Below are 13210 nucleotides of genomic sequence, written 5' to 3' on the forward strand. Positions count from 1 at the left end.
GACGATGGGAAACGCGTGGTGATCGCCCCCGCGACGGCCAAGCACCGTTGCTGGTCGTTCGACGATCAGCGGCAGTTCGAGGAGGCCGCCCAGGCGTTCCTGGCCGAAGGGCTGGCCGCCGGTGAGCGGATCTGGTTCTGCCGGGCCGGTGGCCCGGGTGGGCTGGCCGGCTGGCTCGGGCAGGCCGCGCGGGCACACCCCGGCGCCGTCGAGTACGTCCCGCTCGACACGGCGTATCCGACCGGCGCGCGGCTGGACCCGGCCGCACAGGTCGCGCAGTACTCGGCGGCGACGGACGCGGCGGTGACCGCGGGCCACGCCGGGCTGCGGGTCGTCGCCGACGGCACGCCGCTCGTGGGCACCCCCGACGAGCTGGCCGCCTTCGCCCGGTACGAGACGCTCGTGGACCGGTACATCGCCTCGGCGCCGATGCGCGCGGTGTGCGGGTTCGACCGGCGGCGCGTCGGTGACCGCGCGATCGCCGAGCTGGCCTGCCTCCACCCCGCCACCCACGGGGCGAACGTGCACTTCACGCTGCGGACCGGGCCGCACGGCGGGCCGGCCGCGATCCTGTCCGGGGACCTGGACCCGGCCGCGGACGAGCTCCTGCCGGCCGCGCTGGCCCACGTGCGGCCCGAGCCGACCGGCGGCAGCATCGTGTTCGACGCTTCCGACCTGCGGGTCTTCGACCACCGGGCGCTGCTGCACCTGCAGCGGTACGCCGAGCAGGCGCAGGCCGACGTGGTCCTGCGCACGTCACTGGTCACGGTCGGCAAGCTGATCGACCTGATCGGCGTCACGCATGTCCGGGCGGAGCCGGTGCGGTGAGGACCGGCGCCGCGGCCGGGCACACCGGCTACTTCCACGAAGCGGTCCGCTACGACTCCGACGAGCACCTCCTCGCGGTCGTGGTGCCGTTCCTGCTCGGCGGGGTCGCCGCCGGTGAGCCGACCCTGGTCGCGTTCGGTGACCGCAACGCGGCGCTGGTGCGTGCCGCGCTGCCGGCCGGGTGCCCGGTGTCGTTCCTCGGCGGCGGCGACGTGTACGCCCGACCGGCCGCGGCGATCCGCTCGTACCGCAGCCTGCTCGCCGGGCACGTCGCCGCCGGCGCCGGGCAGATCCGCATCGTCGGGGAGCTGTTGCCGGAGCACTTCGGCGCCGCCTGGGACGCGTGGTCGCGGTACGAGTCGGCGATCAACCACGCCTACGACGAGTTCCCGCTGTGGAGCATGTGCGCCTACGACGAGCGCGTCACCCCGCCGGCCGTCCTCGCCGACGTCGACCGTACCCACCCCCGCACCGCCCGGCCGCGGGACCGGCACGAGCCCAACGCCGGGTACACGCCGCCTGAGGAGTTCCTGCTCGAGAACCGCCCGTACGTAACGGACCCGATCCAGCACGGCGCGCCCGCCGCCGAGCTGCTCGACCCGTCGCCGACGCGGGCCCGCGAGGCGGTCCTCGCCGCCGAAGGCGGTGCCCTGCCCGCCGGGCGGATCGAGGAGCTGCTGCTGGCCGTCACCGAGGTGGTCAGCAACGCGAGAGTGCACGGGCAGCCGCCGGTACGGATGCGGATCTGGACGGGTGAGGGCCGCCTCGTCGTCACCGTCGAGGATCGCGGACCGGGGCCGAAGGACCCGTTCACCGGGCTGCTGCCGGTCACCAGCACCACCTCCGCCGGGCTCGGGCTGTGGATCGCGCACCAGTACTGCGACCACGTCGGCCTGCGGCGGGGGCCAGGCGGCTTCACGATCCGGCTGACCGCCGGTCCGCCGCACACCGGCTGAGGACACCGGCGACGTTCAGCCCGACCGGCCACAGCACCACGACGGTGAGCACCCGCAGCCACGCCCGCGCGTCGAGGTCACCCGACAGCAGGTGTCTGGCCGTCGCGTACGGGGTCAGCCACTCCCTCAGCCCGCCGGCGGCGCCCAGGGCGAGCCACAGCAGCAGCGGCAGGAACGTCGCCAGGAACGCGACCGGCACCGGCCGCAGCAGCAGCCCCAGCCCGGCCCCGACGAGCTGGGCGGTCACCTGTACCAGCACGCCACCCACCACGACGAGGGCCGCGTGCCGCCACGGGTGCGGCCCGGCCGCCGCGAGCGCGCAGGCCGCGGCCCCGAACAGGCCGACGGCGGCGGCCACCAGCACCGCCGCCAGCAGCGTCGGGCCGAACGGCGCCGCGGCCGGTGCCCGGCGCACGTCGCGGACCAGCAGGATGCCCAGCAGCGGCAGCAGCGCCGACATCAGACTCTGCACCGGCTCGCTGAGCGCGGCGAACGTCCGGTCCTGCGGTGCCGCGCCGGCACCGAGCGCGGCGGCCGCCGCCGCGCCCAGCAGCAGGGTCACCGCGATCAGCCACCGCCGGGCGCGCGTCCCGGCGCACTGGCGCAGCGCGGCGCGCCAGGTCGTGTCGTTGTCCACCTTGTCCACGGTGGGAGCGTGCCGGCGGCGGCGCCGCCCGCGCATCGGCCGATGTGCGTGCCCCGGCCACGACTTTGGTAGGTCCCGCCGGCGGGGCGGACCTCGTAGGCTTCGGCGCATGTCGGCGCTGCTGTTCGAACTGCTCGTGCCGCAGCCGGCGGGCGGGCCCGGGTCGGCGCGGCGCGACCGGGTCGCCGACGCCGTCGCGGTCACCGTGGCCGCCGCGTACGGCGCGGCGATGGTGCCGCTGGGCGACGCGACGAAGCCCGGCGCGACGATCCCGTGGCAGCTCGACGTGGCGATCGGCGCGGTGTGCGTCCTCGGCCTGCTCGCCCGGCGGCGCCGGCCGCTCGCGGTCGCGCTGGCGCTGCTGCCGTTCGGGGCGGTGTCGGTCATGGCGACCGGCGCCGTCACGATCGCGTTGTTCACCGTCGCCATCCGGTACCGGGGTGCGGTCGTCGCCTGGCTCGGCGTCGCGAACGTGGCCACGGCCGCCGGGTACTTCCTGCTGCAGCACGACCCGGCGTTCCCGCTGTGGGTGGATCTGCTGCTGCGGTCCGTCGTCACGGTCGCGGCCGTCGGATGGGGGCTGTTCGTCCAGGCGTACCGACGGCTGACCAGGTCACTGCGCGACCACGCGGCGCGGCTGGAGGCGGAGCAGCACCTGCGGGTCGAGCAGGCGCGCCTCACCGAACGGACCCGCATCGCCCGGGAGATGCACGACGTCCTCGCCCACCGCCTGTCGCTGATCAGCCTGCACGCCGGCGCGCTGGAGGTGCGCACCGACGCCGGCCCGCACGAGACGGCGGCCGCCGCCGGCGCGATCCGGACCAGCGCGCACGCGGCGCTGCAGGAGCTGCGGACCGTCGTCGGCGCCCTGCGGCAGGGCACGGCGAGCCGCCCCGAGCCGCCGCAGCCCGGCCTCGGCGACCTGCCGGAGCTGCTGGGCACCGCCCGCGCCTCCGGCATGACGGTCGGGTACGCCTGCCACGTGCCGGTCGACGGCCCGGCGGTGCTGCTCGGGCGCACCGTGTACCGCTGCGTGCAGGAAGCCCTCACCAACGCCCGCAAGCACGCGCCGGGCGCCCCGGTCGAGGTGCGCATCGACGGCGGCCCCGGCGGCGACCTGCGGGTCACGGTCACCAACCCGTGCACCGCGACCGGCCGGCCGGCGATCCCGGGCGCCGGTCTCGGCCTGGTGGGGCTGCGCGAGCGGGTCGCCCTGGCCGGCGGCCGGGTCGAGCACGGCACCGACGGCGGCACCTTCCGCCTCCAGGCGTGGCTGCCGTGGCCGGCGTGACCCCCGGCCGGCCGATCCGGCTGGCGATCGTCGACGACGACCCGCTCGTACGCGCCGGGCTGCGCTTCCTCATGGGCGGCTCACCCGACATCGAGGTCGTCGCGGAGGCCGGCGACGGCGCCGAGGCCCTCACCGCCGCCGATGCCCACTGGCCCGACGTGATCCTCATGGACATCCGCATGCCGCGCCTGGACGGCCTGATCGCCACGCGACGCATCCGCAGCCGGCCGTCACCGCCGCAGGTGATCGTGCTGACCACGTTCGACGCCGACGAGTACGTCCTGGAGGCGCTGCGCGGCGGCGCCAGCGGCTTCCTGCTCAAGGACACCCCGCCCCGCGACATCATCGCGGCGGTCCGCACCGTCGCCGCCGGTGCGGCCATCCTGTCCCCCACCGTCATCCGCCGCCTCATCGACCACGTCGCCGACCCGCACGCCGGCCCGCGGCGGGCCAGGGCCCGCGCCCGCCTCGCCGCCCTCACAGAGCGGGAGCACGAGGTGGCGCTCGCCCTCGGCCGCGGGCTGTCCAACGCGGAGATCGGCGCCGAGCTCGGCATGAGCGTGCCGACCGCGAAGGGGCACGTGTCGCGGCTGCTGGCCAAGCTGAACCTGAACAACCGCGTCCAGGTGGCGCTGCTCGTCCACGACGCGGAGCTGTCGCGCTGAACCGGCGCTGACGGCAACCGCGACCCGGTCGCCGTGCGGTTGCGACGACGACCGGGGGCGGCGGCGTTACTTGACGTTGATGTACAGCTGCAGGTCCCACTGCTGGTTGGTGCCGTCGTGGCAGGCGAACTGGTTGGCGACGACGGAGTCGGCGGTGCCGCTGAACCCGATCTCCAGGCACTTGCTGCTCCACCAGTTCACCAGCCGGTATCCGGCGCCGTACGGCTGGATGATCCACAGCTGGTTGGAGCCGTTGTGGCAGAAGAACTGGTTGGCGACGTTGAAGTCGGCGGTGCCGCTGAACCCGATCTCCAGGCACTTGCCGCTGTTGATGTTGACCACCCGGTGCAACCTGCCGGGCTGGAAGGCGGTCAGCATCGCCGCCGCGGGCCCGGCGGCCCGGACGGTGGGCGGCTGCGCCGCCGAGGGCGTGGCGACCAGCGCGAACAACGTGGCCAGCAGGAAAGCCACCGTGGCGATCACGGTGCGCCGTTTCCGATCTGTGCGGCTGTACATCTCTGCGGTTCTCCTCTTCGGTGTCGGCGATGGCAGGAGCCCGGGCGGCCGTGCCGGCCGGCCCGCGGCGCCCGGACGCCTCACTGTCGAAGGGCGGAGGCGCTGCTGGGAACGCAGCTGGGCAGAATCCGTACAGGACCGTACATGGACGTTGGGTACAGTGATGACCACCCGACGTGACCTCGACGCCCACCCGCCGCAGGGAGGCCGCCACCATGACGGAGCCGGTGCCGTTACCCGAGGACCGGCCGGATCCGGACCGCGTCACGCACCGGGAGGACTTCGGCCGGGAGCTGACGCTGCTGCGGGAGCAGGCCGGGCTGACCGTCCGCCAGGTCGCCGGCCGCAGTGGCAGCTACCGCAGCCACAGCACCATCGGGGACTGGTTCGCCGGGCGGGGCCTGCCGTCGACGTCGTCGCGTGCGCTGCTGGTGCGGGTGCTGGCCGCCTGTGGGGTCGAGGAACCGGTCGCGGTGGCCCGCTGGCTGCACGCGTGGCAGCGCAGCCGGCGCACGACGGGCCGCCGGCCGAACGGTCCGGAGCCGTACCGGGGGCTGGCGAGCTTCCAGCCGGAGCACGCCGAGTGGTTCTTCGGGCGCGAGGCCCTGACCGCTGAGCTGGTCGGCCGCCTCGCCTCGCCCGATGCGGCCTGCGGCGGCATCCAGGTGGTGGTCGGCGCCTCCGGCTCGGGCAAGTCGTCGCTGTTGCGCGCGGGCCTGATCCCCGCGGTGCGCCGGGGGCAAGGGCTCGGCGACGGGTGGTCGGTGGTGCTGTTCACGCCGGGTGCCCGCCCGGGCGACGAGCTGTCGGCACGGCTCGCGGCGGCCGGTCGGCCGGTCAGCCGCCTCACCGACGCGGCCGGGACCGCCGTGGACGTCGGCCCGGACGAGCCCCGCCTGCTGGTGGTGGTCGACCAGTTCGAGGAGGTGTTCACCGAGTGCGCCGACGACGGCGAACGGCGCCGGTTCATCGCCATGCTGTGCGCGGCCGCCGGCTCGGCCGCGACGCGGGTCGTCATCGGGCTGCGCGCGGACTTCTACGCGTCGGTCCTGCGCTATCCCGAGCTGGTCGCGGCCGTGCGCACCAACCAGCTGACGGTCGGGCCGATGAGCGCGGCCGAGCTGCGCCGGGCGATCATCGAACCGGCGCGCCGGGCCGACGTCGAGGTCGACGAGGGCCTGGCCGAGCTGCTGATCCGTGAGGTCACGCCGGCCGGGACCGGCGGACCGGACACGCTGGAGCATCAGACCGGCGTCCTTCCGCTGCTGTCGTACGCGCTGTACGCCACCTGGCAGCACAGCCGTGACCGGCGCCTCACCATCGCCGACTACCGGGACGTCGGCGGGATCGACCGGGCCGTGGCGGCCGGCGCCGACGCGGTGTACGACGCGCTCGACGAGCCGCGGCGCGAACTGACGCGCCGGCTGTTCCTCAGCCTGGTCCACGTCGCTCCCGGTGCCGTCGACACCCGCCGCCGGATGACGCCCGCACAGCTGCACGCGGAGTGCGGCGGGGCACCGGAGCAGGTCAGCGAGGTCCTCGACGAGTTCGTCGACCGGCGGCTGATCACCATCGACGGCGACGTCGTGCAGATCAGCCACGAGGCGCTGCTGACCGCGTGGCCGGTGTTACGCGGCTGGCTGGAGATCGACCGCGCCGGCCTGCTCACCGAGCGCCAGCTCAACGAGGCGGCCGCGGCCTGGCGGCACGAGCGGTGCGACCCCAACGCCCTGTACCGGGGGGCCCGCCTCGCCGCGGCGCTCGACTGGCGGCGCGCCGCCGGCCCGCACGCCGCGCCCGGTCCGGTGGCCCGCGAGTTCCTGGCCGCGTCGATCGCCCGCGAGCTCGCCGAGCAGCGGGCCGCCCGGCGCCGCGCCCGCAGCCTGCGGCAGCTCGTCGCGGCACTCACGGCGCTGCTCCTCGTCGCCGCGGCCACCACCCTGCTGGCCGCGCGGGCGCAGCGGATCGCCGACCGGCAGCGCGACGAGGCCGTGTCCCGGAAGGTCGCCGGCGAGATCGACTCCCTGCGGGTCGACAACCCCGCGCTGGCCAACCAGCTGAGCCTGGCCGCGTACCGCCTGTCGCCGACCGTCGAGGCCCGCGGCCGGCTGCTCAGCGCGTTCGCCACGCCGTACGCCGTCCGCCTGACCGGTCACACCGCATACGTCCACAAGGTCGCGTTCAGCCCCGACGGCCGGGTGCTCGCCACCGCCGGCAGCGACCACACCGTGCGGCTCTGGGACACGACCACGGTGCACCGCCCGGCTGTGCTGACCGTGATCGCCGCCCACCCTGAGCCCGTGGCCTCCGTCGCGTTCAGCCCGGACGGCCGGACCCTGGCCACCGGAAGCAGCGACCACACCGTGCGCCTGTGGGACGTCGCCGATCCCCGCCACCCCGCCCCGCTGGCCACGCTCACCGGTCACACCGACACGGTCTACGCGACGCAGTTCAGCCCGGACGGCCGGACCCTGGCCTCCGCCGGGGGCGACCACACCGTCCGGCTCTGGGACGTCGCCGACCCTCGACGCCCGACCGTGCTCACCACGCTGACCGGTCACCGGCAAGCCGTCTTCTCGGCGGTGTTCAGCCCGGACGGTCACGCGCTGGCGACCGGCGGCGGCGACCGTACCGTCCGGATCTGGAACGTCACCGACCCGTCGCACGCCACCGAGTCGGCCCGGCTCCCCGGGTACAGCGACGTCGTCGGCGCGGTGGCGTTCAGCCCCGACGGCACCGTCCTCGCCGGCGGGGGCGACGACCACACCGTGCGGCTGTGGAGCGTCGCCACCGCGACCCCGCTGAGCACCCTCACCGGCCACACCGGTCTGGTGTACTGCCTGGCGTTCAGTCCCGACGGACGCACGCTGGCCACCGGGGGCGCCGACAACACCGCACGGCTGTGGAGCGTGGACAACCCTCGCCACCCCACACCGACGACGACCCTCGTCAGCCACGTCGGGGACCCCATCGACACCAGCACGATCGCGACGCTGGCGTTCCGCCCCGACGGGCGGACGCTGGCCACCGGCAGCTTCGACTTCACCGTGCGGCTGTGGGATCTGCCGGGTCCGGCGCCGACCGGGCGCAAGGGCGTCGTCCGCCCGATCCGGGCCGGCCCGGACGGACGGAGCCTGCTCATCGGCGTCGACCGGATCTGGATCGACAGGACCTGGACCGTGCGGCGGTGGACGCTCACCGGCCGCGACGACCTCACCGACCTCACCGACCTCACCGATCCGGTCGACGTCCCGATGGACGGACCGATGGCGTTCAGTGCCGACGTCCGGCTGCTCGCGACCGCGACCGCGGACGCCGTCCGGCTGTGGGACCTGACCGACTCCCGTCAGGCCGCCGAACTGGCCGTCCTCCCGCTCACCGGCGCTGCCGACGACGTCTACCTGCCGGCGTTCAGCCCGGACACCCGGCGGCTGGCTGTCGTCGGCGCCCGCGGACGGGTCGCGCGGCTCTGGGACCTCACCGATCCTCGCCACCCGGTCCGGTCGGCCGAGTTCACGATGACCGGCCACACGAACTCGATCAACGCGGTGGCGTTCAACGCCGACGGCCGCCTCCTCGCCACCGGCGGCGCCGACCACACCGCCCGGCTGTGGAACCTGGACGATCCCCGCCATCCCTTCGAGTCGGCCGTGCTCGTCGGGCACACCGACGAGGTCGACGCGGTGGCGTTCAGCCCCGACGGGCACACCGCCGCCACCACGAGCCACGACCGTACGGTCCGGCTCTGGGACGTCACCGATCCGCACAGGCCGGTCGCCCTGGCGACGCTGAGCGGGCACACGAGCTTCGTCGGCCACGCCGCCTTCAGCCCCGACGGCCGGACCCTGGCGACCGGCAGCGGTGACCACACCGTGCGCCTGTGGAACGTCGCCGACCCGCGCTCACCGGCCGGATCGGCCGTGCTGACCGGCCATACCGACGCCGTGAGCTCGGTGGCCTTCACCGCCGACGGCCACCACCTGGCCACCGGAGGCCCGGACGGCACGGTCCGGCTGTGGGACGTCAACCCGGCCAGGGTCGCCGCCAGGGTGTGTGCCAGTGCCTACCCGCGCCTCACGCCATCCGAGTGGGACGCCTACTTCCCGGGACTGCCGTACCGGCCTCCGTGCCCGCCGTGACGTCCGGGGAGCCGAGCGGCGCAGTCATGCCGTTCGGCACATGGTCCGCGGTCGACACCGCCGAGGTACCGGCGCTCATCCGGTGCCCGGTCACCCGCGAGGGTTCCGTCATTCGTTAGTTGACGCTAACGTTAGCAGCGACTAACGTACTGCGCATGCGGGACGCGGAGGATCAGGTCGACGAGGCGTTGCGGGCCATCGCAGAGCCGCGGCGGCGCTCGATCCTCCGGCTGGTCGCCTCCGCCGAGCTGGCCGCCGGCGAGATCGCGGCCGCGTTCGACGGGGTGACCCGCACGGCGATCAGCCAGCACCTCGCGGTGCTCAAGAGTGCCGGGCTCATCGACGAGCGCCGGGACGGCACGCGCCGGCTCTACCGGGCCCGCCCGGAAGGGCTGGCCGGGCTGCGCGAGTTCCTCGACGACATGTGGGGCTCGGCGCTCGGCCTCGCCAAGGACCTGGTCGAGGCCGACCGGGCCCGGCAGCACGGCAGCGCGGGAGGCGGCGATGGCCGAGCGACCGGCGCCGCCTGACCCGCACCGCCCGGACCCGAGACCCGACCGGCCGCCGGTCACCGCAGCACGGCGGCGCGCCGTCGCGATGTGGCGGGCCGCGTTGCGCACGTTCCAGCACCACGTGGAGGACAAGGATGACGACCGGCGAGCCTGACAAGGTCGTGCCGCTGCGCGGCCGTGCCCCGATCCGGCAGACGATTGTGATCCGCAGCGACATCGAGCACACGTTCACCGTGTTCACGCGGGACATCGGCCGCTGGTGGCCGACGCAGCCGTTCTCGCTCGGCACGGGCAAGGTCGTCGACGTACGGCTGGACGGCCGGCCCGGCGGTCGCGTGTACGAGCTCTGGGCCGACGGCACCGAGGTCGACTGGGGCGAGATCCTCGTCTGGGAGCCGCCGGCGCGGTTCGCCATGACCTGGACGACGCTGCCGGTCGTGACCGAGGTCGAGCTGCACTTCCGCGCCCTCGGCCCCGCGGTGACCAGGGTCGAGCTCGAGCACCGCGGCTGGGACCGCCTCTCCACCGAGCAGCTCGCCGCGGTCGTCGACATGTCCGCGCAGTACGGCGGCTATGAAGGCGGCTGGACCCGAATTCTTGCCGAGCTGCGAACCGCAGCAGAAACCATCGAGGAGTCCGCATGACCCGCGTCCTGGCCCAGGCCGTCCACTACCCGCACCCCGAGCACCACGCCGACCTGGTCGCGGCGATGCAGGGCAACTACGCCGCCACCGCCGGCCTGGAGGGCCTGGAGTCGATCGGCGGGTTCGAGGACACCGCCGGCGGGCGGCTCGTCGCCATCTCGCTGTGGTCGTCGATGGAGCACTTCCAGGCCGGCATGGCCGTGCTGGGCGCCGCGATCGCCGACGTGCCGTTCCACCTGTGGGAGCGCCGGCCCAGCGAGATGACGGTCATGCCCGAGATCCCGCGGCCCTGAGCGGCCCTTCCCGCTCGAACGGTCAGGTCGAGCGCTCGAAGATCAGGTCGAAGTCCTTGCGCCAGGTGACCCCGGCGTCCTGCGAGGCGTCCCAGTGCCCGTCGATGCGGTCGGCGGTGACGGTGGCGACGAACCGCTGGTGGAAGTCGGGGTCCTCGCGCAGCATCACCCACTCCCCGCCGGCGAACGTCGTGCGGAACACCCGCGACGTCGGCCGCGGGTCGTGGTAGAGCGTGACGAGCTGCCCGTTGGCGTCACTGCGGCCGAACATGAAGTGCCACATGTGCTCCCCGTTCAACTCCGCCCGCAGCTCGACGAACGCGTCGCCGATCCACCGCGCGGTGGCGCTGCCGTGCTGCTTCGTGCCGGGCGGCTCGAGGAACCACGCGTCGGCGATGGTGAGCTTCCACTCGCCGACCAGCACGTCCAGGGCCTCGACATCGGGGTTGCGCATCGCACGCTCCTTCCAGAGATGCCGGCACCCACCTTACGGTCCCACCGGCACGAGCGGGTGGTGCAGGCGGCCATGATGCGTCGACCGCGCCGGGCGGGCTGTGCCATGCTCCATCACACCCGCCGATGCCGCCGGAAAGGGGACCGTCATGCCGACGCTCGACCGACGGGACGACGTGTTCGTGCTCGACCTCGGTGACGGGGAGAACCGGTTCCACCCCGACTGGGTCGCCGCGGTCGGGGCGGCGCTCGACGAGGTCGGCGGCGCCGGCGGGCCGCGGGCGATGGTCACCACCGCCACCGGCAAGATCTGGTCCAACGGGCTGGATCTCGACTGGCTGGGCGGCAACCCCGAGCGGCGGCAGGACTATGTCGTGTCCGTGCAGCAGCTGTACGCGCGGCTGCTGGCGCTGCCCGTCATCACCGTCGCGGCGGTGCAGGGGCACGCGTTCGCGGCCGGGGCGATACTGACGCTCGCCCACGATCTCAAGGTCATGCGCGCCGACCGGGGGTACTGGTGCCTGCCCGAGGTCGACCTCGGCATCCCGTTCACGCCGGCGATGTCCGCGCTGATCCAGGCGCGGCTCGGGCCGCAGGCGGCGCACGAGGCCATGGTGACCGGCCGGCGCTACGGCGGCACCGACGCGCAGCGGCGCGGCATCGTCGACCACGCCGTCGCGCAGGACGCGGTGGCCGGCACGGCGGTGGAGCTCGCCCGGGCCGGCGCGGCGAAGGCCGGCGACGCCCTCGGCGTCATCAAGGCGCGCCTGTACGCCCCGGTCCTGGCCGCGCTGCGCGACACCGCGCACCCGCTGGGGTGAGGCGGGTCGGGAAGGCATCGCGGAAAACCGTTATCCGCGGGAGTAACGAAAAGTCGGCAATTGAAAGTTTCATCTGCGACGGCGCCCTTATCCAGGTATTCCGCATTGGCGTTGAGTAACGGCGATAAAGGCTGCGACGCTCCTAGCAGATCAGCGGGACCGCTGATGTGAGCGCTCACGTGCGTGGCGCCCACGGCGTCGGAGCCGGCCGCCGACCGGCTCCGGCGGCCGGTCCCGCCACACATCGTGGAAGGAACACCATGTCCCACAGACCGACACCCCGCCGGGTCCGGCTGCGCGCCGTCCTCGCCCTCACCGCCGCCGGCGTCATCGGTGCGGGCGCCGCGATCTTCTTCAACGGCTCCGCCAGCGCCGGCACGACCCTCGGCGCGTCCGCCGCGGAGAAGGGCCGCTACTTCGGTACGGCGGTCGCCGCCGGCAAGCTCAGCAACAGCACGTACACCGGCATCCTCGACCGCGAGTTCAACATGATCACGCCCGAGAACGAGATGAAGTGGGACGCGACCGAGCCGTCGCAGGGCCAGTTCCGCTACACCTCGGCCGACCAGATCGTCGCCCACGCCCAGGCCCACGGCCAGCGGATGCGCGGCCACGCGCTCACCTGGCACCAGCAGCAGCCCGGCTGGGCGCAGCAGCTGTCCGGCACCGCGCTGCGCAACGCGATGATCAACCACATCACGAACGTCGCCGGGCACTACAAGGGCAAGATCTACGCCTGGGACGTGGTGAACGAGGCGTTCGCCGACGGCGGCTCCGGCGGCCGGCGGGACTCGAACCTGCAGCGCACCGGCAACGACTGGATCGAGGTCGCGGACATCTCCGGCAGCAACCAGGCCACCGCCTACGCCAACGTCGTCAAGGCGTGCCTGGCGGTGTCCAGGTGCGCGGGGATCACGGTGTGGGGCATCCGGGACAGCGACTCGTGGCGTACCGGCGAGAACCCGCTGCTGTTCGACGCGAACGGCAACAAGAAGGCCGCCTACACCAGCACCCTCAACGCGCTGAACGGTCCCGGCACGCCGATCTCCACGCCGCCGGTCAGCAGCCCGCCCGTCAGCTCGTCGCCGTCGCCCTCCGCGTCGGTACCGCAGGGCGGCGGGGCCTGCCGGGTCACCGTGACGGTCAACGCGTGGAACACCGGCCTGACCGAGGACCTCACGGTCGTCAACACCGGCACCGCCGCGGTCAACGGCTGGTCGCTGGCGTTCACGCTGCCCGGCGGCCAGACGATCACGTCGGGCTGGAACGCCACCTACACCCCCGCCTCGGGGGCGGTGACCGCGCGGAACGAGTCGTACAACGGCACGATCGCGCCCGGCGCGTCGGTGAGCCTCGGCTTCCAGGCCACCCACACCGGCAACACCGCCAGACCGGCCGCGTTCACGCTCAACGGCGCGGCCTGCACCGTCGCCTGAGACTGCCGAC

Annotated in this window: 13 protein-coding genes; 10 read left to right on the forward strand and 3 right to left on the reverse strand. The window is 74.1% G+C overall.

Translation table 11 applies throughout. From position 1 onward, the window contains the following. Positions 1-15: 15 nt before the first annotated feature. The gene (locus OP18_RS26895) at positions 16-828 is read left to right on the forward strand and encodes an MEDS domain-containing protein (RefSeq protein WP_052387390.1); all 813 of its coding nucleotides are present in this window, start codon (positions 16-18) and stop codon (positions 826-828) included. Continuing rightward, complete coding sequence (locus OP18_RS26900) at positions 825-1784, forward strand: sensor histidine kinase (protein WP_033361784.1); 960 nt, start codon at positions 825-827, stop codon at positions 1782-1784. The genes OP18_RS26895 and OP18_RS26900 overlap by 4 nt, the downstream gene beginning before the upstream one ends. Here OP18_RS26900 and OP18_RS26905 read toward each other — a convergent pair. Then, positions 1744-2430: a hypothetical protein gene (locus tag OP18_RS26905; RefSeq protein ID WP_033361785.1), complete on the reverse strand. Its 687-nt coding sequence runs from the start codon at positions 2428-2430 to the stop codon at positions 1744-1746. The genes OP18_RS26900 and OP18_RS26905 overlap by 41 nt on opposite strands. Before the next feature lie 109 nt (positions 2431-2539). On the opposite strand from OP18_RS26905, the gene OP18_RS59825 reads away from it, so the two are divergent. After that, on the forward strand, positions 2540-3721 hold the full coding sequence (locus tag OP18_RS59825; protein ID WP_162189842.1) for a sensor histidine kinase: 1182 nt from the start codon (positions 2540-2542) through the stop codon (positions 3719-3721). Further along, positions 3709-4386 carry a response regulator transcription factor gene (locus tag OP18_RS26915; RefSeq protein WP_052387391.1) on the forward strand — a complete coding sequence of 226 codons (678 nt, stop codon included), beginning with the start codon at positions 3709-3711 and terminating at the stop codon, positions 4384-4386. The genes OP18_RS59825 and OP18_RS26915 overlap by 13 nt, the downstream gene beginning before the upstream one ends. A 66-nt stretch (positions 4387-4452) precedes the next feature. Here OP18_RS26915 and OP18_RS26920 read toward each other — a convergent pair whose 3' ends face one another. Further along, positions 4453-4857 (reverse strand): RICIN domain-containing protein, encoded by a 405-nt coding sequence (locus OP18_RS26920; RefSeq protein ID WP_162189843.1) that lies wholly within the window; start codon positions 4855-4857, stop codon positions 4453-4455. 221 nt (positions 4858-5078) lie between these two features. On the opposite strand from OP18_RS26920, the gene OP18_RS26925 reads away from it, so the two are divergent. The 4 genes from OP18_RS26925 to OP18_RS26940 all read left to right on the forward strand — a co-directional run bounded on the left by OP18_RS26925 (position 5079) and on the right by OP18_RS26940 (position 10490). Continuing rightward, positions 5079-9041, forward strand: coding sequence for an nSTAND1 domain-containing NTPase (locus OP18_RS26925; RefSeq protein ID WP_052387392.1), 3963 nt, complete (start codon positions 5079-5081; stop codon positions 9039-9041). Positions 9042-9196: 155 nt separating this feature from the next. Beyond that, positions 9197-9571 (forward strand): ArsR/SmtB family transcription factor, encoded by a 375-nt coding sequence (locus OP18_RS26930; protein WP_052387393.1) that lies wholly within the window; start codon positions 9197-9199, stop codon positions 9569-9571. Between the two features lie 116 nt (positions 9572-9687). Beyond that, positions 9688-10197, forward strand: coding sequence for an SRPBCC domain-containing protein (locus tag OP18_RS26935; RefSeq protein WP_052387394.1), 510 nt, complete (start codon positions 9688-9690; stop codon positions 10195-10197). Then, on the forward strand, positions 10194-10490 hold the full coding sequence (locus OP18_RS26940) for a hypothetical protein (RefSeq protein ID WP_033361787.1): 297 nt from the start codon (positions 10194-10196) through the stop codon (positions 10488-10490). Before OP18_RS26935 ends, OP18_RS26940 begins: the two co-directional genes overlap by 4 nt. 22 nt (positions 10491-10512) lie before the next feature. Here the strand turns inward: OP18_RS26940 and OP18_RS26945 are convergent, their stop codons facing one another. Continuing rightward, positions 10513-10944 (reverse strand): hypothetical protein, encoded by a 432-nt coding sequence (locus OP18_RS26945; RefSeq protein ID WP_033361788.1) that lies wholly within the window; start codon positions 10942-10944, stop codon positions 10513-10515. A 148-nt stretch (positions 10945-11092) separates the two neighbouring features. On the opposite strand from OP18_RS26945, the gene OP18_RS26950 reads away from it, so the two are divergent. Further along, complete coding sequence (locus OP18_RS26950; RefSeq protein ID WP_033361789.1) at positions 11093-11764, forward strand: enoyl-CoA hydratase-related protein; 672 nt, start codon at positions 11093-11095, stop codon at positions 11762-11764. 260 nt (positions 11765-12024) lie between these two features. Then, positions 12025-13200: an endo-1,4-beta-xylanase gene (locus OP18_RS26955; protein ID WP_052387395.1), complete on the forward strand. Its 1176-nt coding sequence runs from the start codon at positions 12025-12027 to the stop codon at positions 13198-13200. Positions 13201-13210: the final 10 nt, after the last annotated feature.

The organism is Dactylosporangium aurantiacum (assembly GCF_000716715.1).
GTDB lineage: Bacteria > Actinomycetota > Actinomycetes > Mycobacteriales > Micromonosporaceae > Dactylosporangium > Dactylosporangium aurantiacum.